The organism is Streptomyces sp. AA1529, assembly GCF_000280905.1.
GTDB lineage: Bacteria > Actinomycetota > Actinomycetes > Streptomycetales > Streptomycetaceae > Streptomyces.
The window spans coordinates 23,949-44,616 of sequence record NZ_ALAP01000106.1; the positions used below are offsets into that span (position 1 = coordinate 23,949).

Annotated in this window: 17 protein-coding genes; 11 read left to right on the plus strand and 6 right to left on the minus strand. The window is 72.9% G+C overall.

Annotated elements, in window-relative coordinates:
* The first annotated feature begins 20 nt into the window (after positions 1-20).
* From pheA to A949_RS0131190, 3 genes are all read left to right on the plus strand, one after another.
* Positions 21-950, plus strand: coding sequence for a prephenate dehydratase (pheA, locus tag A949_RS0131180; protein ID WP_019359990.1), 930 nt, complete (start codon positions 21-23; stop codon positions 948-950).
* 663 nt (positions 951-1,613) lie between these two features.
* Positions 1,614-2,891 carry a serine--tRNA ligase gene (gene serS / locus A949_RS0131185; protein WP_019359991.1) on the plus strand — a complete coding sequence of 426 codons (1,278 nt, stop codon included), beginning with the start codon at positions 1,614-1,616 and terminating at the stop codon, positions 2,889-2,891.
* Positions 2,888-3,721 carry an HAD family hydrolase gene (locus A949_RS0131190; protein WP_019359992.1) on the plus strand — a complete coding sequence of 278 codons (834 nt, stop codon included), beginning with the start codon at positions 2,888-2,890 and terminating at the stop codon, positions 3,719-3,721. Before serS ends, A949_RS0131190 begins: the two co-directional genes overlap by 4 nt.
* A gap of 114 nt (positions 3,722-3,835) precedes the next feature.
* Here A949_RS0131190 and A949_RS0131195 read toward each other — a convergent pair whose 3' ends face one another.
* The gene (locus A949_RS0131195; RefSeq protein ID WP_019359993.1) at positions 3,836-4,993 is read right to left on the minus strand and encodes an AsnC family transcriptional regulator; all 1,158 of its coding nucleotides are present in this window, start codon (positions 4,991-4,993) and stop codon (positions 3,836-3,838) included.
* An 85-nt stretch (positions 4,994-5,078) separates the two neighbouring features.
* On the opposite strand from A949_RS0131195, the gene A949_RS35205 reads away from it, so the two are divergent.
* Positions 5,079-6,713, plus strand: a complete 1,635-nt coding sequence (locus A949_RS35205; protein WP_019359994.1) for an MFS transporter — start codon at positions 5,079-5,081, stop codon at positions 6,711-6,713.
* A gap of 59 nt (positions 6,714-6,772) precedes the next feature.
* Here the strand turns inward: A949_RS35205 and A949_RS0131205 are convergent, their stop codons facing one another.
* Positions 6,773-7,945, minus strand: coding sequence for a helix-turn-helix transcriptional regulator (locus A949_RS0131205; RefSeq protein WP_019359995.1), 1,173 nt, complete (start codon positions 7,943-7,945; stop codon positions 6,773-6,775).
* 113 nt (positions 7,946-8,058) lie between these two features.
* Between A949_RS0131205 and A949_RS0131210 the strand changes: the two genes are divergently transcribed.
* From A949_RS0131210 to A949_RS0131230, 5 genes are all read left to right on the plus strand, one after another.
* On the plus strand, positions 8,059-8,679 hold the full coding sequence (locus tag A949_RS0131210) for a TIGR03086 family metal-binding protein (protein WP_026005219.1): 621 nt from the start codon (positions 8,059-8,061) through the stop codon (positions 8,677-8,679).
* A gap of 129 nt (positions 8,680-8,808) precedes the next feature.
* Entirely contained in the window at positions 8,809-10,197 is a 1,389-nt protein-coding gene (locus A949_RS0131215) for an FAD-binding oxidoreductase (RefSeq protein WP_019359997.1), read from the plus strand.
* 368 nt (positions 10,198-10,565) lie between these two features.
* Positions 10,566-11,354 carry a hypothetical protein gene (locus A949_RS0131220; protein WP_019359998.1) on the plus strand — a complete coding sequence of 263 codons (789 nt, stop codon included), beginning with the start codon at positions 10,566-10,568 and terminating at the stop codon, positions 11,352-11,354.
* Between the two features lie 318 nt (positions 11,355-11,672).
* Complete coding sequence (locus tag A949_RS0131225) at positions 11,673-12,431, plus strand: FadR/GntR family transcriptional regulator (RefSeq protein WP_019359999.1); 759 nt, start codon at positions 11,673-11,675, stop codon at positions 12,429-12,431.
* Between the two features lie 51 nt (positions 12,432-12,482).
* Positions 12,483-13,838, plus strand: coding sequence for a CynX/NimT family MFS transporter (locus A949_RS0131230; protein ID WP_019360000.1), 1,356 nt, complete (start codon positions 12,483-12,485; stop codon positions 13,836-13,838).
* A 123-nt stretch (positions 13,839-13,961) separates the two neighbouring features.
* Here the strand turns inward: A949_RS0131230 and A949_RS0131235 are convergent, their stop codons facing one another.
* The 4 genes from A949_RS0131235 to A949_RS0131250 are packed head-to-tail and all read right to left on the minus strand — an operon-like array spanning position 13,962 to position 17,562.
* On the minus strand, positions 13,962-14,684 hold the full coding sequence (locus A949_RS0131235; RefSeq protein WP_019360001.1) for an ABC transporter permease subunit: 723 nt from the start codon (positions 14,682-14,684) through the stop codon (positions 13,962-13,964).
* A gap of 22 nt (positions 14,685-14,706) precedes the next feature.
* Positions 14,707-15,657, minus strand: a complete 951-nt coding sequence (locus A949_RS0131240; protein WP_019360002.1) for an ABC transporter ATP-binding protein — start codon at positions 15,655-15,657, stop codon at positions 14,707-14,709.
* On the minus strand, positions 15,654-16,592 hold the full coding sequence (locus A949_RS0131245) for an ABC transporter permease subunit (RefSeq protein WP_019360003.1): 939 nt from the start codon (positions 16,590-16,592) through the stop codon (positions 15,654-15,656). The genes A949_RS0131240 and A949_RS0131245 overlap by 4 nt, the downstream gene beginning before the upstream one ends.
* Positions 16,582-17,562, minus strand: a complete 981-nt coding sequence (locus tag A949_RS0131250; protein ID WP_078534245.1) for an ABC transporter ATP-binding protein — start codon at positions 17,560-17,562, stop codon at positions 16,582-16,584. Before A949_RS0131250 ends, A949_RS0131245 begins: the two co-directional genes overlap by 11 nt.
* Before the next feature lie 408 nt (positions 17,563-17,970).
* Between A949_RS0131250 and A949_RS0131255 the strand changes: the two genes are divergently transcribed.
* Together A949_RS0131255 and A949_RS0131260 are read left to right on the plus strand one after the other, a co-directional pair.
* The gene (locus A949_RS0131255; RefSeq protein ID WP_019360005.1) at positions 17,971-18,822 is read left to right on the plus strand and encodes a M24 family metallopeptidase; all 852 of its coding nucleotides are present in this window, start codon (positions 17,971-17,973) and stop codon (positions 18,820-18,822) included.
* Entirely contained in the window at positions 18,819-20,615 is a 1,797-nt protein-coding gene (locus A949_RS0131260) for an SDR family oxidoreductase (protein ID WP_019360006.1), read from the plus strand. Before A949_RS0131255 ends, A949_RS0131260 begins: the two co-directional genes overlap by 4 nt.
* Positions 20,616-20,668 lie beyond the last annotated feature (53 nt).

Here is a 20,668-nt window from a genome sequence, read left to right on the forward strand (position 1 = left end):
GACCGGACTACCGTGGCGGTATGTCATCTGCGAGCCGCTATACGTACCTCGGCCCCGAGGGCACCTTCACCGAGGCCGCGCTGCACACCCTGCCGGAAGCAGCCACCCGCCAGCTCACTCCCATGGTGTCGGTACCGGCTGCCCTGGACCCCGTGCGGAACGGGGAGGCCCAAGCGGCGTTCGTACCGATCGAGAACTCGGTGGAGGGCGGCGTCACGGCCACCCTGGACGAGCTGGCGGGCGGCAGCCGGCTGATGATCTACCGCGAGGTGCTGCTGCCGATCGCCTTCGCGCTGCTGGTGCGGCCCGGCACGCCCCTGGCGGAGGTCAAGACCGTCACCGGTCATCCGGTGGCCCAGCCGCAGGTGCGCAACTGGCTCGCAGCGCAGCTGCCGGACGCCGTGTGGGAGTCGGCGGCCTCCAACGCGGACGGCGCCCGGCTGGTGCAGGAGGGGCGGTACGACGCCGCGTTCGCGGGCGAGTTCGCCGCCGCGACCTACGGTCTGGAGCCGCTGGTCACCGACATCCACGACGCGGAGAACGCGACGACCCGGTTCGTGCTGCTGGGGCCGCCCGGGCGCCCGGCGGCGCCGACGGGCGCCGACAAGACCTCGGTGGTCTTCTGGCTGCGCGGGGACCAGCCGGGCGCGCTGCTGGAGGTGCTGCACGAGTACGCCTCGCGCGGCGTCAACATGATGCGGATCGAGTCGCGGCCCACGGGCGAGGGCATCGGGCAGTACTGCTTCCAGATCGACTCCGAGGGCCATGTGCAGGACCGCCGGGTGGGCGACGTGCTGATGGGGCTGCGGCGCTCGTGCCGCGCGGTGCGCTTCCTGGGTTCGTACCCGCGCGCCGACCGGCAGCCGCCCACGGTGCGCTCGGGTGCCGCGGACGAGGATTTCGTGGCGGCGGCCGACTGGCTGTCGCGGTGCCTGGACGGGCGGGACTGACCGGACGCTCCGCGACGGGACCGACCGGACGGGACCGAGCTGACGGGACCGAGCGGCGCCGGGGCGCCGCTCGGGGGCCGGGAGGAGCGCCGTACACAGACCCCGTGAAGTTATCCACAGGGGTGGAGGGCGACCTGTGCACAAGTCGACAGAGAAAACGGACGCAGTCGACAAAACGGCATACAGACCACATCCCCTTCCACAGGGAGCACCCCACGCCGCGTCACTACAATTCCCTTGATCAACTCTTTGGGGTGAGCTATTCCCCCTCGATTGAGTGGGTATTTCGGGTTTACCCCGGGAATTCCGCGCCGATCGCACCGGCGCCGGAACGGAACGCCCTCATTTCCACAGCACCTCTTCCACTCCTGTGGAAAACTCGACCGCCATCCTCCCCGGCTGTGGATAAGTGCACGCGGAGGGCCCGCTCAACTCCCCCGCGAGTGCACGCAGTCCACGGGGCCTCCGGCGCGGCGCACCGCACGGAGGGATCCGCTCCGAGCGGAAGGCGGAAAGCCGGAGAACCGGAGAACCGGAGAATCGGAAGAACGGAAATCCCCGAGGAGCGGCATTCTCCCGGAATACCAAAACCCCCAATTCGGACAAACCGCATCAAAGGGATGTCGAATCGAGCGGCGCTCGGGCCACCGGTACCCTGGCGGGGTGATTGACCTTCGCCTGCTCCGTGAGGACCCCGACCGTGCGCGCGCCTCCCAGCGCGCCCGTGGAGAGGACGTCGACCTCGTCGACGCGGTGCTCTCCGCCGACGAGCGGCGCAGGTCCTCCAGTGTCCGCTTCGACGAACTCCGCTCCGAGCAGAAGCAGCTCGGCAAGCTCATCCCGAAGGCCGCGGGCGAGGAGAAGGACGAACTGCTGCGCCGCGCCGGGGAACTGGCCGGCGCGGTGAAGGCCGCCGACGCGGAGAAGGACGAGGCCGCGGAGGAGACCCAGCGGCTGCTGCGCCGGCTCAGCAACCTGGTGCACCCCGACGTCCCGGTCGGCGGCGAGGAGGACTTCACCGTCCTGGAGACCCTCGGGACACCCCGCGACTTCGCGGCCGAGGGCTTCGAGCCCAAGGACCACCTGGAACTGGGCCAGAAGCTCGGCGCCATCGACGTCGAGCGCGGCGCCAAGGTGTCGGGCTCGCGCTTCTACTTCCTCACCGGCGTCGGCGCCCTGCTGGAGCTGGCCCTGGTCAACGCGGCGATCGCCCAGGCGACCGAGGCCGGCTTCACCCCGATGCTGACACCGGCGCTGGTCAAGCAGCAGGCCATGGACGGCACCGGCTTCCTCGGCCAGGCCGCGCAGGACGTCTACCACCTGGACAAGGACGACCTGTACCTCGTCGGCACCTCCGAGGTCGCGCTGGCCGGATACCACATGGACGAGATCGTCGAGGCCGACCGGCTGCCGCTGCGCTACGCCGCCTTCTCGCCCTGCTTCCGCCGCGAGGCGGGCTCGTACGGCAAGGACACCCGCGGCATCTTCCGCGTCCACCAGTTCGACAAGGTGGAGATGTTCTCCTACGTCGCGCCGGAGGACTCCCAGGAGGAGCACCGCAGGCTGCTGCAGTGGGAGAAGCAGTGGCTCTCGTCCCTGGAACTGCCGTTCCAGGTGATCGATGTGGCCACCGGCGACCTGGGCTCCTCGGCGGCCCGCAAGTTCGACTGCGAGGCGTGGATCCCCACCCAGGGCAAGTACCGCGAGCTGACCTCCACCTCGGACTGCACCGAGTTCCAGTCCCGCCGGCTCGCGGTCCGGATGCGCGACGGCAAGACCGTGCGGCCGCTGGCGACACTGAACGGCACCCTGTGCGCGGTACCCCGCACCATCGTCGCGCTGCTGGAGAACCACCAGCAGGAGGACGGCTCGGTGTGGGTGCCGCCGGTGCTGCGACCGTATCTGGGCGGCCGCAGCGCACTGGAGCCGGTCGCCAGGTGAGCACGCCGCCCGCCGCGCCCTCCGGCCCGCCCGCCTTCCCCTACCGTCTGATCGCCACCGATCTCGACGGCACCCTGCTGCGCTCCGACGACACCGTCTCGGAGCGCACCCGGGCCGCCCTCGACGCCGCCACCGCGCAGGGTGCCGCGCACATCGTCGTCACCGGCCGGGCCGTGCCGTGGACGAAGCAGATCCTGGCGGACCTCGGCCACCGCGGACTGGCGGTGTGCGCACAGGGTTCGCAGGTCTACGACGCGGGTTCGGGCCGGCTGCTGACCTCCGTCACCCTCGACAGGCGGGTCGCCGAGCAGGCCCTCACCCTGCTGGAGAAGGAGGTGGGCACCGTCGCGGTGGCCGCCTCCCGGGACGGTCTGGACGGCGAGGTGCTGGCCGGGCCCGGGTACCGCGTCCACGACGGGCCGCTGCCCTATGTCCCCTTCGAGGACCGCGAGACCATCTGGCAACAGCCGCTCAACAAGCTCTACATCCAGCATCCGCAGCTCGGCGACGACGAGTTGGTGAAGGCCGCACGGGCCGCCGTCGGCGATCTGGTGGGCGTGGTCATGGCTGGCGAGGGCATCGTGGAGCTGCTCCCGCTGGGCCTCAGCAAGGCCAAGGGGCTCGCGCTGGCGGCCCGCCGGCTCAAGGTCCGCGCGGCCGAGACCCTCGCCTTCGGCGACATGCCCAACGACATCCCCATGTTCGCCTGGGCCGGGCGGGGCGTCGCCATGGAGAACGGCCACGAGGAACTGCTGGCCGTCGCCGACGAGGTGACCACCTCCAACGACCAGGACGGCATCGCCCGGGTGCTGGAGCGGCTGGCCGCGTAGCGGGAGTCGGCCTCGCCGTCCGGTGCCGGCCTCGGGCCGGGCCGGTGGGCGGCCGACCGACCCGTAGGGCCGCCTCTCCGCCGGGTGGGTCGGCCGGGCCGTCGACGGCGCGTCTCAGGGCGCCCGGTTCGGGTCCTGCCCGGCCCGTGTGCCGCGGATCCGGCTCTGCGGGAAGGGGCCGGGTCCCTTCAGGCTGCGCACCACCGGGTAGGTCTCGACGTTCTGCACCCCCGAGAGCCGGGCGACCGGACCTGTCAGGTACGCGTAGAGCTCCGCAGTGTCCCGGCAGACGACGGTCAGGAACAGGTTCGCCGCACCCGTGGTGGCGCACGCGAACGCCACCTCCTCGTGCGCGGCCAGTGCCTCTCCCGTGGCGTGCAGCCGGGCGGGCGGCACCGAGAGCCACACCGCTGCCCGCAGCCCCTGGCCGAAGACGCGCGGCCCGTACTCGACGTCGAAGTAGAGCGCTCCGCAGCCGCGCAGTTCCGCCATGCGCCGCCGCACCGCGGACGGCGACCAGCCGGTGGCCGAGGCCAGTTCGGCCACCGGGGTGCGGCCGTCGTGGGCCAGCCGGGTGAGCAGCGTGCGGTCGTCCGCGGAGAGCCGGACCGGCTCCTCGGGCGGGATGGGCGGCGGCGGGGCGAGCTGTGCCACCTGGTCGGGCGAGAGCATCCCGGACTTGAGGATGAGCCCCTCGGCGCCGCCGAAGAACTGGTGGAGCTGGCAGTAGGCGTGCACGGCCAGCACGCGCGGGGTGCGCGGCAGTTCGCGCAGCAGCAGCGCCTCGCCGCCGCCCTCGGGCGTCCAGTCGGAGCCGGCTCGCGCGACGGCGCTGACCTCGGTGCCGCCCGCCATCATCGCCACCCAGGTGGTGTCCGTGCGGCGCGCCAGCGTCTCCGCCAGCGGGACGGCCGCGTCCGGGGTCGTGGAGACGCGGACCAGCCAGACGGTCTCGCCCAGGACGGCGGGCTCCGTGAGTCCCAGGACGCGCATGCTCCGGTCGGCGCGCAGCCGCGCCCAGCGGCGGGCGATCGTCTGGTCGGAGACCCCGAGCACCTCGGCGATCCGCGAGAAGGCGAGCCGGCCGTCGACTTGCAGGGCGTGCGCGATCTGCCGGTCGAGGTCGTCCAGCGGCGCGGCGTCCCTGTCCGTGCCGCCCCGTGCGCTCTTTCTCCGTTGCCCGCCTTCTCTGCCCTTTCCGGCGGTCGGACGAGGACCGGCTGGAGGACCGGCTGAGGGCCTGCTGCCGCGGCGGCTGATGTCGGATCGCACCGTCAGAACGCTAGTCGATGTCGGATCCCGCCACCTCCGCGGCCGTGAATGGGCCCCGCGGGGAGGGCAGAGCGAGCCTGGCGGCATGGAGAACGAGAACAACAGAGACCGCTCATGGTGGCCGCTGACCGCGCTCTGCCTGGGCGGCTTCATGCTGCTGATCGATGTGACGATCGTGAACACCGCACTGCCCCGCATGGCGACCTCGCTGGACGCCTCGTTCACCTCCCTGCAGTGGGTGGTGGACGTCTACGCCGTAGCGCTGGCCGCACTGCTCCTGGTGGCGGGCTCCCTGGCCGACCTGCACGGCAGGCGCCGGGTCTTCGTCACCGGTCTGGTGCTCTTCGCCCTCGCCTCGCTGGCGTGCGGGCTCGCGCCGGACGCCGGGACGCTGATCGCCGCGCGCGCCGTGCAGGGGGTGGGCGCCGCGGCGGTGTTCGCGGCGAACGCCCCGCTGATCACCGCGACCTACCAGGGGCGCGACAGGGGCATCGCCTTCGGCGTATGGGGCGCGGTCAACGGCGCCGCGGCCGGATGCGGGCTGGCTCTGGGCGGAGTGCTGACCGAATACGTCAACTGGCGCGCCGTGTTCTTCGTCAACGTGCCGCTGACGCTGATCGCCCTGTGGATCACCTTCCGCACCGTGCCGGAGTCCCGTGCGCCGCGCCGTCCGGGGGCGCGCGTGGACCGGGCGGGCGCCGTGCTGTTCACGCTGTGCGCGGGCACGCTGACGTACGGGCTGGTGCGGGGCGGCGACGCCGGATGGAGCGATCCGCGCGCCGCCGGCTCGCTGATCGTGTCGGTGCTGGCCGGCGCGGCCTTCGTCCTGGTGGAGCGGGCCCGCTCCACCGCGCGGGCACGCGGAGCCGCACACGACGCGTCGGCGGGCCCGGAGCCGCTGCTGGACCTGGCGCTGCTGCGGAACCGGTCGTTCGCCGTCCTGATGGCCACCGCGCTGCTGACGCAGGCCGCCGCGTTCGCACACTTCATCTACAGCGCGCTGTGGGCGCAGTCCGTGCTGGGCATGAGCCCGCTGGAAGCGGGGCTGGCCATCCTTCCGATGGCCGGGTTCTCCTTCCTGGTCGCGAGCCTCTTCGGCGGCCGGTTGCAGCGGCTGCGGCCGCAGTACCCGCTGGGCCTCGGCGTGCTGGTGATCGGCGCGGGAGTGCTGTCCCAGCTCGCGGTGGCGCCGGAGTCCTCCTGGACGGTGCTGCTGCCCGGATGTGTGCTGATCGGCGTCGGGGTGGGCATGGCCGTCCCGGTGCTGATATCCGCCGCGCTGAGCGCCCTGCCGCCGGAGCGGGCCGGGATCGCCGGCGGCGCCGTGAACACCTTCCGGCAGTTGGGCTACGCGCTCGGGGTCGCCGTGCTCGGTACCGTCTTCGCCGGCCGGGTGCGCGAGGTGCTGACCGGCCACGGCGTGCCGCGGGCGGCGGCCGAGGCCGTGGGCGGCGGGCGCGCGCGGGAAGCCGGGGTGCCGATGGAACTGGTCCGCGAGGCGTTCGCCGCCGGGCTCGACCGGATCTTCCTGCTCTGCGGCGCGGCGGCGCTGGCATCCGGTGCCGCGGTGCTGCTGTGCGTACGAGGACGGGCGGCCACCGAGCACGGATCCGGTGGCGGCAGCGGCGCCGGGCGGCCGGAGACGCCGGAGCGGGACCACCGGCCGGACGGTGCGGCCGTGCCGGACACGCGGTGGCCGGTGCACTCCCCGACGCCGTAGCAGGGCCCCGGGAAGGAACCGGTGGGCGAGGTCACGTCGGACGGTGCGCCGGACGGCCCTCAGCGCGGCCCCGGGGGCGCCTCCGGTACCGCCTGCGGGGGCGCGCCGTCCGACGGTGCGGCTGCCCCGCGCCACGAGTCGTACAGCGCGGCCGTCTCGCGGACCCGGAGCAGCAGTTCGTCGACGGCCTCGGGGGGATCGACCACCCGCACCCAGGGGCCGAACTGGAGGAGCACCGACACGGCGGGGAGGGCGGAGAACGCGAGACGGGCGGTGACCCAGTCCCCCGCGTCCCCCGCGTCCCCCTCGTCTCCTCCGTCTCCCCCATCTCCCCCATTTCTCCCGTCGCTGCCGCCTCTTCCTTCCGCCTCATCCGCCGCGTCCCCCGCGTCCTCTGTGTCCCCCGCGCCTGGCCCTGCGGAGTCGCCGCACCCCTCGGTACCCAGGGGTGCGGCGAGGACGGGCGCGACGATCCGGGCGAACATGCCCAGCCGGGACCTGTGCACCCGCGCGGTCACCCGCACGTCCCGGTTCCGCTCCTCCACCCGCCGCCGCAGCGTCTGCCAGACGTCCGCGAGTTCGACGCCCGCGCGCCGCCGCACGGGATCCTCCAGCGCGGTCGCGGCGGCGATCCGGTCCGCGCGGAAGAGAGCGGGGGAGCCGCGCCGGTCGGCGACCAGATACCAGACACCGGCCTTGTTGACGAGACCGTACGGGTCGACGGTGTAGGTGTGCGGCCGGCTGTCGCCGCCGTGCCGGTAGCGGATGCGCAGCCTGCGGTCGGCGAAGACCGCGGTGTGCAGCACGTCCAGTTCGACCTCGGTGCGGGGGCCGGGCAGCCACCGGTCCGGGTCGACCAGGATGCGGCGGCTGGTGAGGTCGGCGGCCGGGCGGTGCGGGGCGGGCAGCGCCGCCATCACCTTGCGGAGCGCGGACGCCAGGGCGCTGTCGAGGCCGAGTGCCGAGTGCGGGCCCGGCGCGGCCAGCACGAACAGCGCGCGGGCCTCGTCCGCCGTCAGCCCGGTCACATCGGTGCGATAGCCGGGCAGCAGCGTGATACCGCCGTGCCGGCCGCGCTCCGCGTACACCGGGACCCCGGCCGCCGACAGCGCCTCGATGTCCCGGTAGATGGTGCGCGCGGAGACCTCCAGCTCCGTCGCCAGTTCCTCGGCGGGCACGCGGCCGCGGGTCTGCAGGAGCAGCAGGATGGCCAGCAGCCGGTCGGATTTCACCCCACCAGAGTGCCGGAAAAATGTTGACGGGTCATGTCAGGTTTTCCCGGCAGACTCTCCTCCGTCGAAGCCGCGGCTCCGCACTGCGGAGCCCGACCCACCGGGAGAGAACTGTGAGCAGCACACCCGCGATGCCCGACCCCCGACCGCTGTACGCCCGCGCGACCGCGCAGCTGGCGACGCTGGTCGCCGCCGTCCGGTCCGAGCAGCTCGACGCGCCGACGCCGTGCACCGAGTACGACGTGCGCTCCCTGCTCGGCCACCTCGTCGGCGGCACGCGGCGCATCTCCGCCGTTCCCGGGGGCGGCGACGGCAAGGGTGCCGACGTGCCCGAGTGGGCAGCCGATGTACCGGCCGGACAGTGGCCGGAACTCTTCGCGGACGGCCGCACCCGCATGCTCGACGCCTGGGCCGACGACGCGCTCCTGGAGGCCGTCGTGACGGTGCCCTGGGGCCGGGTGCCGGGTCGGCTGGCGCTCTCCGGGTCGGTGATGGAGACCGCGGCCCACACCTGGGACCTGGCCCGCGCGATCGGCTGGAGCGGAACGCTGGACGAGGAGGTGGGACGGTTCGCGCTGGGTGTCGCCCGGCAGGCGGTGCCGGCGGCGGGCCGGGAGCAGCTGCCCTTCGGCGCGGTGCGGGAAGCCGCGGAGGAGGCCGGCGGCTACGGGCAGCTGGCCGCGTGGCTGGGCCGCGACCCCGAGTGGCGGGCGCCGGCCGCGGCGGACCGGTAGGCCGGGCGGCGGACCGGGCGGAAACGGGGGCGTCGGACGGCACCGGCGACCGGTCGGCCGGGCAGGCAAGCGCCGGGCAGGCAGGCCGGGCGACCGGCAGGGGCCAGGAGCGGACAAGAGGCGGGCAGGATGCGGACGAGGACACTGGCGAGGCTGGAGTCGCTGCGGGACGCGGTGCGCGGCAGCGTGCTCCTCCCCGGTGACGCGGGGTACGACCAGGAGCGCACCGGTTTCCAGAGCGGGGACCGGCACGGTCCGGACGTGCTCGTCGCGGCACGCACCCCGGAGGATGTGCGGGCGGCGGTGGACCATGCGCGACGCCGGGGGATGCCGCTGGCCGTGCAGGCCACCGGGCACGGACTGCGCACGGCGGTCCGCGAGGGTGTGCTGGTCGGTACGCGCCGCATGACGGGGATCCGGATCGACGCGGCGGCCCGTACCGCCTGGGTGGAGCCGGGGGTCCGGGCGGGCGACCTGGTGGCGGCGGCGGCACGGCACGGCCTGGCGCCCGTCAACGGTTCGGCTCCCGGCGTCGGTGTCGTCGGTTACACGCTGGGCGGCGGGGTCGGACTGCTGGGGCGGGAGTTCGGTTACGCCGCTGACCTGGTGCGGCGGCTCGACGTGGTGACCGCCGACGCCCGGCTGCGCCGCGTGACCGCGGAGCGCTGCCCGGATCTCTTCTGGGGACTGCGCGGCGGCGGTGGCGGGCTGGGAGCGGTGACCGGGCTGGAGCTCGGCCTGGTGCCCGTGGAGCGGTTCTTCGGGGGCCGTCTGGTGTTCGACGGCGGTCAGGTCGCGGAGGAAGTGTTGCGGACATGGCAGGAGTGGACCCGGTCGGTCCCCGACACACTCACCTCTGCCGTGACACTGCTGCCGATGCCCGACCTTCCGGCGGTTCCCGCGGCGCTGCGGGGGCGGTATCTCGCCCAGGTGCACCTCGCCTTCACCGGACCGCGGGAGGAGGGCGAGCGGCTGGTCCGGCCGCTGCGGGAGATCGGTGCGCTCCTGGTGGACGAGGTGCGGGAGAGGCCGTACACCGAGTGCGCCACGGTCTTCAGCGAGCCGGAGACGCCGCACGCGTACCGCAGCTCCAACGTCCTGCTGGGCGCGGCGGGCCTGGACGACGGCGCACGGCGTGCCGTGCCGGCCGAGGCGGGTCCGTCCGCCGCGGCGATGTGTGTGCTGGGCGTGCGGCACCTGGGCGGCGCGTTCTCCCGCCCGCCCGAGGTGCCGAACGCGGTGGACCACCGGGACGCGCGGTATCTCGTGTACGTGCTCTCGCCGGTGCCGGAGCCGGACCGGGACGGCGCGGTGCGGAGTCTGCACGCGCGCGTGCTGGCCCCGGTGACCGGTCCGGCACCGGCCCGGAACGGCAACTTCCTGCACGGCCCGCAGGAGCCCGCCACCCTCCGGTCGGTGCACGGGGACGAGACGGCCGCACGGCTGGAGCGGCTGCGGTCCGCATACGACCCGCAGGGGCTGTTCCGGGGCATCGGGCGGTTCGCCGGGCCCGGTTGAGCGGCTCCCGGGTTGAGCAGCTCACGGGTTGAGCAGCTCACGAAGGATGCGGAGAGGAGCGGGAAGGGGGCGGAAGGGCGTCGGATCCCCGCCTCCCCCGCATCGCGTGACTGTGCGACCGTCGAATCGTTGTACCTCTTGCGCGGAGGCGATGCGCGAGCGACGGCGTCGAGAGTGTGTGAAGTGGTGGTAGCCGGTGGGGATGCGGCCCGATGCGGGGCCTCCCGCCGGTCGTGCGGTACGTGGGAAGACATGAGCTGACCTCCGCTCCTGGCTCCTGGATACGGACACCTGACGACCCCCAGGCGAACGGGGTCCCCCGGACGTGTCCGCAACGGAGTCCGCCTCAGGGCCCAGGAAGGTCTGCCATGTTCACCGAATCCGTCCTACTGGAATCGCGCAGCGCGCGCTCCGGCATGACCCACCGGGTCGACGTCCTCGACGAAGTGCAGGCGTTGGCGATCTCCACAGGTGCACAGGCCACCACACAGGATGTGGCCGACTACTTCGAAGTACCCCCCGAGGCTGTGGAAGAGCTCGTCGGGCGGCACCGCGACGAGCTCGTCAGCAACGGAATGTCCGTACTCCGGAGCGTTGAGCTGCGGGAATATCAGACCGACAAGGTGTCGGTCCCCTCCGAGCAGGCGCAAGGTCGTCCACAGCGCCGTAGTGGCCTCACCGTCTTCAGCCGCAGCGCCGTCCTCAACGTGGCGATGCTGCTGCGGGACAGCGTGATCGCGCAGCGGGTCCGTACACACCTCCTCTATGCCGAGGAGAGCGCTCGTGTGCACCCAGGAGTGGAGGAAGTGCGGCAGACGACGCGGGAGTTGCGGCAGACGGTCCGGACGCTGGCCGCCGGATACGGATCGCTCGACCGCAGGGTCGGCCACCTGGCGACGACCGGTGTCGAACTCGGCGCCCTGCTGCGGGAGCTGGTACCGGACATCGGCCGTGTCTCCGCGCGCGCCGAGCGTATGGACCACCGGTCGGCGGACACCGAACAGCGCACGGAGCGCACCGAGCAGATGGTGTGCGCGATGCGTCAGCGGCTCGCCGGCATGGGCGAGGAGATGCGGGGCGTACGCCGGGAGTTGCAGGCTGTCGTACGCGCCGTGGGCGCGGAATCGACTCTCCCGGCGCCGCGCACGGAGTCCTGAGCCGGCGCGCCGGGAGAGAAATCCGGGAGGAGCCAGAGTCGTGGCGCAAGGGGTGATCCCGGCTCGGCGTTCCGGGCCGGGGTCACCGCCCGGCCGGAGGCCGAGGACGACCACGGCGAGCTTCCGGAGCCAGGCGGCGGCAGCAGCGCTGCCTCCGACTGCCTGCCCGCTGCTCATTGCCGCCCCACTCGGTGCTGACGTGCGCGCAATCGCTGTGAGGCGGGTCTCGTCCAACGGTCCCGTGGGGCAGCATCAGGCACTTGTAGGATGACTGGGCAACCGGGCGAATAGCTCGAGGAAGCCGAAGGAGCGGAAGCCATGACACTGCGGGCCGCGGGACGGCAGTCCCTGGTGGACACCGTCGTCGCAGAGCTGCGCACGCAGCTGGCGGCGGGCGAGTGGCCGGTGGGCGAGCGCATCCCCACCGAGCACACGCTGGCCGAGCAGCTCCAGGTGGGACGCAACACCGTCCGCGAAGCGGTGCGGGTGCTGGTGCACGCCGGAATGCTGCGCTCCCGGCAGGGCGAGGGCACATTCGTCGTGGCCACCGCCGACCCCGGCGAGATCGTCCGTGGAGTGCAGCGCGCCGATGTACGGGACGTACTGGAGCTGCGGATCGCGCTGGAGGCCGAGGGCGCCCGCCTGGCGGCCCTGCGGCACACCGCGGCCGACCTGGAGCGGATGCGCGCCGCGCTCGCCGCGCAGGCCGCCTTCCGCGACCCCCTCGGACATCCCGCGCACGGGCAGTACGAGCTGTACGCGGAGCACGACATCGAGTTCCACGTCGCCGTCGTCGACGCCGCGCACAACGCCGCACTGAGCGCGACATACGGCTGGTTCAGCAGCTCCGTCCGGGACGCGCTGGTGGCCTCGCTGCACGACCGGCACATGCCCCACATCCACGCGACCGACCACCACGACCTCGTGGACGCCATCGAGACCGGCGACCCGGAGGCCGCCGAACGCTCCGCGAGGTCGCTGCTCGCCAAGCCGAAGCAGGCCGTGGACGCACTGCTGGACAGCGCCACCAGTCCGGCTGCCGGCCCCGGCACCGACCTTGGCGGGGGCACCGGCTGACATGCCGGCACCCCGCGCACCATCTGCCCGTCGAGAAAGGCACCGCCCCGCATGTCCCCGTCCCCGCACCCGCCGTCGCCGAAGGAAGGGCTCAGCACCGAGGAGCTGCTGGCAGCCGAGCTGATCGACGCGGAGGAGGATCCGGCACCCGCGCCCGCCGTGGCGGCGGCCCGCCGCAGATTGCGCTCCCATCCGCTGCTGCTGTTCGCCGGCATCGTCCTCGCCTCGCTCAACATGCGCGCGGCACTGGCCGGGGTCTCTCCCGTGCTGGGGCAGATCAGCGACGACTTCGGCATGACGGCCACGGTCAGCAGCCTGGTGACGACCATCCCGCTGATCTTCATGGGCGTCGTCTCACCGCTCGCCGCCGGGCTGGCCCGGCGCTGGGGTACGGAGACGGTGCTGTTCGGCGCGCTGGTGCTGCTGACGGGCGGCATAGCGCTGCGGATCGCGCCACCGATGGCCACACTCTTCCTCGGGTGCGCGGTGGTCGGCTCCGGCATCGCGCTGTTGAACGTACTGATGCCCGGACTGATCAAACGGGACTTCCCGGAGCAGGCCGCGGGGATGACGGCCCTCTACTCGACGGCGATGATCCTCGGCGCGACCGCCTCCGCCGCCGCCGCCGTGCCGCTGGAGCGCGCCCTGGGCGGCTGGCGCGGTTCGCTCGTCTCCTGGGCGCTGCTCGCCGGGCTCGCGGCCTGCGTCTGGCTGCCCCAGGCCCTCCTCGTCCGGCGCGGAACACCGCACGGCCGCCCTGCCGCCACCGCGGCACCGACCGCCGACGGCGCCGCGACGCCGCGGGAACGGCCCGGCCCCCGGCTGACCCGGTCCGTACTGGCCTGGCAGATCACACTGTTCATGGGATCGCAGTCGCTCATCGCCTATGTGACCATCGCCTGGCTCCCGACCCTGTTCACCGACCACGGGATGAACGAGACGAGCGCGGGCCTGGTCTTCGCGTTCAGCACGCTGGTGCAGATGGCCGGATCGTTCGTGGTGCCCGTGCTGGCCGGGCGGATGCGGCGGCAGCGGCTGCTGTGCACGGCGGTTGCCCTGTCCATGGCAGCCGGAATCGCCGGGCTGCTGATCGCCCCGGTGGCCGGCGCATGGGTGTGGGCGGCGCTGCTGGGCCTGGGCCAGGGCGGTGCGCTCGGGCTGGCCCTCACGCTGATGGTGCTGCGCTCGGGAGACGCGCACACCGCTGCGCGACTGTCCGGTATGGCGCAGACCTGGGGCTATCTGCTGGCCGCGGCCGGCCCGCTGCTACTCGGCGCGGTGCACCAGGCGACCGGCGGCTGGACGGTGCCGATCGTGCTGCTGCTGGGCGTGTGCGGGGGACTGGTGCTGCTGGGCCTGGGGGCGGGCCGGGACCGCAGGATCGGCGACGGCGGAACAGCGGGCTGAAGGCCCCGGCCCGGCGGGAGCTGCCCCCGGGCGGCTGAGCGGTCGGCCGCGTAGGCGGAGCAGTCGGCCGCGGCGGCCGGCCGGTGGGAACACCTGCCCTCCCACCGGCGGGACGCCGTCCCGCTACTCCTCCCCGGCCAGTGTCAGAGTCCGCAGCTTCTGCCCCGCGAAGAGGGTGCCGCCCACGGTGACGACCGCCAGGAGCACCACAGCCGTCGGCACGGCCACCGACGAGCTGACGTCCGCACCGCTGCCCGCGACCTTCTCGGCGAGCGCGAGTGCCCACTGCTGCACGCTGAGCGTCTTGGCACCCGGCACCAGGCTGCCGATGAGCGCCTCCCAGATCAGCGCGTACACCAGGCCGATCACGACGGCGTGCCGGCTGACCGTGCCCAGCAGCAGGAACAGCGCGCTGTAGGCGAGCGAGGCGACCGCGGCGGCCACCGCGTAGGCGACGGCGAGCTGCTGGCTGTTGCCGTTCAGGACGAAGCCCGCGACGAGGACCGGCACCGCCGCGAAGACGGCGGTCGTCCCGGCGGCGACGAGCAGCTTGGTGACGATGATCGAGGTGCGGCCGACCGGCTTGGCGAGCAGATAGACGACCGAGCCGTCGTCGATCTCCGGACCGATGGCGCCGGTTCCGGCGATCACGCCGATCAGCGGCACCAGGGTGGCGAGCGCGAAGCCGCCCAGCAGTTGGCTGGTGACCGCGTCGTCGGCGCCGTTCATGGCGCGTACGGCGGCGGCCACCACGAGCAGCAGCGCCGGCAGCACGCACAGGATCAGCGCGCGGCGGCGGCCGAGGAGGGCGCGCCAGGTGAGCCGCGCGACCGTCGGGTTGTACATCGGGTCAGCTCCTTTCCGCCGCTCAGGCCGCGACGAGGTACGAGAAGACGCTCTCCAGGGACTCGTCGGAGGGCGAGACGGTGTGGAGCCGGATGCCGTGCTCCCGTGCGACACGGGGCAGCAGCGTGGTGAAGCGGGTGAAGTCGACGGCCTGGATGCGCAGCGCCCCCTCGGTCCGGTCCAGCTCGATGCCCGCCGTGGAGGCGTCCGCGATGAGCGCGGCGGCCAGCCGCCGGTCGTCGCTGGAGCGCACCAGGTAGCGGTGCGGCCGGTCGGTCATCAGGCGGCGGATCTTGCGGAAGTCGCCGCTGGCCGCGTGCCGTCCGGCGACGATGACCTCGATGTGCGAGGCGAGCTGTTCGACCTCCTCCAGGATGTGCGAGGAGAACAGCACGGTGCGGCCCTCGTCGCCCATCTTGCGCAGCAGCTCCATCAGATGCATGCGCTGGCGCGGGTCCATTCCGTTGAACGGCTCGTCCAGCAGCAGCACCGTCGGGTGGTGCACCAGCGCGGAGGCCATCTTCACGCGTTGCCGCATGCCTTTGGAGTAGGTGGAGATCCGGCGGTCCTGGGCGTGTTCCATCTCCACCGTCGCCAGCGCCTCGGCGGCGGCGGCACGCGGGTCGCGCAGGCCGTGCAGTTCGGCGTTGGCCAGGACGAACTCCTCGCCGGTGAGGAAGTCGTACACCCCCTCCCGTTCCGGCACCAGGCCGATGTGGCGGTAGGAGTCCTCGTTGCGCCAGATCGGCGCCGCCGCTGCCGGCCCGCCGTCCGGGCCGGGTGAGGGCGCCAGCGTGACGGTCCCGTTCGAGGGGGAGAGGAAGCCGCCCATCATGTGGATGAGGGTGGACTTGCCGGCGCCGTTGGGCCCGAGAAGACCGGTGACTCCGGGGGCGATGTCCATGGTGATGTCGTTGACCGCGACGACGTTCCCGAACCAGCGGGAGACGCGGTCGATGTGGATCGTGCTCACAGTCCGGCCTTTCGGTAGCGGCGCAGCAGCAGGGTGCAGAAGCAGACGATCAGTGCCGCGAGGACGACGAGGTAGACGGCGCCCTGGGCGCCGGTGAGGGTCTGCGCGTCCGGGAACCCGGAGCGGCCGCCCAGGAACCGGCTCTGCACACCGTCCAGCAGCGTCCCCGGCGACCCCAGGCCGAGCCAGCCGATGGCGCCGTTGTTGTCCGAGGTCCAGGCGATGCCCTGGAGCGCGGTGACGAGGAAGTAGGGGACCGTGATCGCGACGATGATCGCGGCGACGCCGAAGCCGCGGCGCGGGGTGAGGGCCGCGATCCAGGCGGCGACGGCGGCGTGCAGCAGCGCGAACAGCGCACAGAACACCAGCCCCTGCGCGGCCCCCTCGGTCCGGTCGCCGAAGTCGAGCTTCACCAGCAGGGCGCCGATGTACATGATCAGCACGGGGACGGCCGTGAACAGGAAGAGCGCCGCCGACAGCGCCGCGTACTTGGCGGCCACGTAGTCGCTGCGCTCCATGGGGCGCGAGAAGTAGAGCGGTGTCGTCTTGAAGCGCAGGTCCATGGAGATGGCCTGCGGCGCGGCGGCCGCCAGGTAGATGCCCAGCAGCGGCTGCATCAGCAGTATGTACTCCGCGTAGCCGACTTCCAGGTCCTTGGCCTTGGTCAGGGCCGCGACCGCCACCAGGATGGCGGCCGGGATGCACACGGCGGCGAACAGCAGCAGCGGCAGCACCTTGGACTTGGCCGAGCGGCCCAGCCCGTACGTACCGCGCAGCGACTGGCTGAACAGCGCGCGCCGGGCGTAGGAGCGGCCCAGCCGGGGCCCCTCGTAGCCGCGGTAGCCGATGTTGTGGATGACGTCCTGGCCGCGTTCGGCGGTGGCCGCCCCACCCGTCGCGGTGGCCGGGGGCGCGGGGGTCTGGTCAGGCGACATCGCCGGTGCTCCTTTCCGTGAAGACCTCGGAGATCTGGTGCCTGCGCCGTTCCATGCGGACCAGGCCCAGGCCGAGTTCGGCGACGGTGTCCCGCACGGTGTCCAGGACCGACTCGTCGGCGTCTCCGCTCTCGCCGCCGATGTCGAGGGTGACCAGGTGTCCGGCGCCGGGTGCCGGGGCGCTGCCGGGCGCGGGCTCGTGCGGGTCCAGGCCGCCCTTCCGGAGCGCGGCGCGGAGGACCGCCGTGCCGTCGGGGTACGCGTCGGTGTCGGTGACCTCGACGGCCAGGACGGCGGTCCGCTGGGTGAAGTCGGCGGTCGAGGAGGAGCGCAGCAGCCGGCCGCCGTCGATGACGACTATGTGGTCGCTGGTGCGCTCCAGTTCGCCGAGCAGGTGCGAGGTGACCAGCACGGAGATGCCGAAGTCGGTGTGCACCCGGCGGATCAGGCCGAGCATCTCGTCGCGGCCGACCGGGTCGAGACCGTTGGTCGGCTCGTCCAGGAGGACGAGCCGCGGGTCGTGCACGAGCGCCTGGGCGAGCTTCACCCGCTGCTTCATGCCGGTCGAGTAGCCGCCCATCGGCCGGTAGCGCTCCTCGTAGAGGCCGACGTGGCGCAGGGTGTCGGCGGTGCGCTCCCGTGCCGCGGTCGCGGGCAGTCCCGACATCCGCGCCATGTGGACGACGAACTCGGTGGCGGACACGTCCGGGGGCAGGCAGTCGTGCTCGGGCATGTACCCCACGCGCTCCCGGATCGCGCCGCCCTGGGTGGCCACGTCCATGCCGAGCACGGACGCGGCTCCCTCGGTGGCGGGTGAGAGCCCGAGCAGGATCTTGATGAGGGTCGATTTCCCGGCTCCGTTGGCGCCCACCAGACCGGTGACACCCGGCTCTATGCCGACGGTCAGCCGGTCCAGGGCGGTCACCCGGGGGAACCGCTTGCTGAGGCTTTCGATCGCGATCACAGTCACGCTCCGACGCTATGAGCCGCTCGCCGCGTCCGCGTCAGACGCTGCGCCGGTTTCGGCGCGGAGCACGTACCTCTCAAGTGCTCGGGCGCCTCACTCTCAGGTCGGAGAGACCCGTAGGGGAGCGCCGCGACCCGGCCCCGGAGCAGCCGCAGGCCACCGCGCCCCGGAGTTTTCCACAGGCTGGGGGGACCTCTTGACCCCGCCATGGACCGATGTCACATTCATCGGTGTCAAGTTGCTCACGTGCCGGAGTGCCCCGCCTCTCCGTCGCGGACCGTACCGGCCCGGCCACGGGACCGGGACCGGGACCGGGACCGGGACCGATGGGGGTACCCGCACGGGGCCACTGGCGAACGCACCGACGAGGCAGGGACACGACGGGGAACACCCACGGACGGAAGGCTGGCGATGCGCGCGGCGACGAGCGGTTATTCCTCCGCTGACCTGCGGGGATTCAGGGAAGTCCAGCAACTGGCCTACGCCTGCGCGGAATCGGTGGCCGCCCGGCTGAAGCCGGGGGTGACCGAGCGGGAAGCGGCCCGGATGCAGCGCACATGGCTGCGCGAGCGCGGGGTGGCGGACTGGTTCCATCTGCCCTTCGCCTGGTTCGGGGACCGCACGGCGTTCACCGGCTTCAAGATCCCGCTCCAGTTCTTCCCCACGAACCGGAAGCTGGCGCCCGGTATGCCCTTCATCCTGGACATGGCGCCGATCCGGGGCGGTTTCACCTCCGACATCGGATACTCCGGCTGCCTGGGCCCCAACCCGCTGCACGAACGCCTGCTGACGGACCTGCTGGAGCACCGCGAGCTGATCCTCACCGCCGTGCGGGAGCGCCGTTCGCTGCGCGCGGTGTACGAGGACGTGGAGCGGCTGATGCTCGCGCAGGGGTATGCGAACCGGCACCGCGCCTATCCGTTCGGGGTGATCGCGCACAAGGTCGACCGTGTCCCGGAGCACCGCCGGTCCCCCACGGTCCTCGGGTTCGGCACCAACGCGCTGCGCGGACTGGCGCGGGACGCGCTGCACGGGCACCGGGACGGCTGGTCGCCGCTGTGGAGCCCGCACCGCTTCTCCGACCACCCCCCGCAGCCCGGACTGTGGGCGGTGGAGCCGCATCTGGGATTCCGCGGCACGGGAGCGAAGTTCGAGGAGATCCTGGTCGTCACCGACTCCCGGGACCCGGTGGAGAGCGCGTTCTGGCTGGATGACGAGCTGCCGCATGTGCGGCGCCGGCAGGAGGAGGTACAGGCGGTATGAACGCGAAGACGGACGGTGGCACGGAGGCGGGCGGACTGCCGGCGGGCGCGCGGGTCCGCCGGGTCGCCACCGGGGGGATCGAGCTGTGCGTCGCGGAGCTCGGCGACCCCGCACGGCCGACGGTGGTCCTGCTGCACGGCTACCCGGACAGCAAGGAGGTCTGGTCCGCGGTGGCGCACCGGCTCGAGGACCGCTTCCACGTGGTGCTCTACGACGTGCGCGGCTGCGGCAGGTCCACGGCGCCCAAGCCGCTGCGCGGCGGGTTCACCCTGGAGAAGCTGACCGACGACTTCCTCGCGGTGATCGACGCGGTCAGCCCGGGCGAGCCCGTGCACCTGGTGGGCCACGACTGGGGGTCGGTGCAGGGCTGGGAGTTCGTGACGGTGCGCCGTACCGAAGGGCGGATCGCCTCCTTCACCTCGGTCTCCGGCCCGTCGCTCGACCACTTCGGCCACTGGATCAAGAAGCGGGCGACCCGGCCGACGCCGCGTCGCGCGGCCCAGCTCCTCGGCCAGGGCGCCAAGTCCTGGTACGTGTACGCGCTGCACACCCCGAGGCTGCCGGAGCTGGCGTGGCGGGGGCCGCTCGGCAAGCGCTGGCCCCGGCTCCTGGAGCTGTCCGAGAAGGTGCCGCGGGGCGGCTATCCGACCGACTCGCTGCCCGACGACGCGGCGCACGGCGCCTGGCTCTACCGCGACAACGTCCGGGCCCGGCTGCGCCGTCCGCGCACCGACTGCTACGCACACGCACCGGTGCAGCTCGTCACACCGACCGGGGACGCCTTCCTGAGCGAGCACCTGTACGACGATCTGGAGCAGTGGGCACCGCGGCTGACCCGGCGCACGCTTCCGGCCAAGCACTGGGTGCCGCGCACCCGGCCCGACCGGCTGGCGGACTGGATCGGCGAGTTCGTCGACGGCAGCGATCCAAAGCTGCCGGCCACGGTGCCCGCGGCGGCCGGCTGCTACGCGGACCGGTTCGCCGGCCAACTGGTGCTGGTGACGGGAGCCGGCAGCGGGATCGGCCGGGCGACGGCGTTCTCCTTCGCGGAGGCCGGAGCCCGGGTGATCGCCGTCGACCGGGACGCGGAGAGCGCCGTCCGCACCGCCGACATGGCCCGGCTGGTGGGAGCCCCGCAGGCATGGGCGGAGACGGTCGACGTCGCGGACGAGCAGGCGATGGAGAAGCTGGCCGAGAAGGTGGCCGCCGAGTACGGCACGGTCGACGTGCTGGTCAACAACGCGGGCATCGGAATGGCGGGTGCCTTTCTGGACACCTCGACCGAGGACTGGAAGCGCACGCTGGACGTCAACCTCTGGGGGGTCATCCACGGCTGCCGCCTCTTCGGACGGCAGATGGCCGAACGGGGCCAGGGCGGACACATCGTCAACACCGCTTCCGCCGCCGCCTATCAGCCCTCCCGCGCGCTGCCCGCCTACAGCACCTCCAAGGCCGCCGTGCTGATGCTCAGCGAGTGTCTGCGCGCCGAGCTGGCGGGCAAGGACATCGGGGTGACGGCGATCTGCCCCGGATTCGTGAACACCGGCATCACCGCGACCGCACGCTTCGCCGGGGTGGACGAGGCGGAGCAGCAGCGCCGCAGGCGCCGCACCTCCCGCCTCTACGGGATACGGAACTACCCGCCGGAGAAAGTGGCGGACGCCGTCCTGCGCGCGGTCGTACGCAACCAGGCCGTCGTCCCGGTGACACCCGAAGCCCGCGGCGCCCGGCTGCTGTCCCGCTTCACCCCGCGGGCGCTGCGCGGGATAGCCCGTATCCAACCGCCCGCCTAGACCGAGGTGACGGCCGGCGGGCCCGAGGGCCCGTCGCGCCGTACCGGCCGTCA

Coding starts and splice junctions, on each gene's coding strand:
- pheA (WP_019359990.1), top strand. CDS start 21: ATGTCATCTGCGAGCCGCTATACGTACCTCGGCCCCGAGGGCACCTTC.
- A949_RS0131225 (WP_019359999.1), top strand. CDS start 11,673: ATGACACTGCGGGCCGCGGGACGGCAGTCCCTGGTGGACACCGTCGTC.
- A949_RS0131255 (WP_019360005.1), top strand. CDS start 17,971: ATGCGCGCGGCGACGAGCGGTTATTCCTCCGCTGACCTGCGGGGATTC.
- A949_RS0131220 (WP_019359998.1), top strand. CDS start 10,566: ATGTTCACCGAATCCGTCCTACTGGAATCGCGCAGCGCGCGCTCCGGC.
- A949_RS0131235 (WP_019360001.1), bottom strand. CDS start 14,684: ATGTACAACCCGACGGTCGCGCGGCTCACCTGGCGCGCCCTCCTCGGC.
- A949_RS0131245 (WP_019360003.1), bottom strand. CDS start 16,592: ATGTCGCCTGACCAGACCCCCGCGCCCCCGGCCACCGCGACGGGTGGG.
- A949_RS0131230 (WP_019360000.1), top strand. CDS start 12,483: ATGTCCCCGTCCCCGCACCCGCCGTCGCCGAAGGAAGGGCTCAGCACC.
- A949_RS0131215 (WP_019359997.1), top strand. CDS start 8,809: ATGCGGACGAGGACACTGGCGAGGCTGGAGTCGCTGCGGGACGCGGTG.
- A949_RS35205 (WP_019359994.1), top strand. CDS start 5,079: ATGGAGAACGAGAACAACAGAGACCGCTCATGGTGGCCGCTGACCGCG.
- A949_RS0131260 (WP_019360006.1), top strand. CDS start 18,819: ATGAACGCGAAGACGGACGGTGGCACGGAGGCGGGCGGACTGCCGGCG.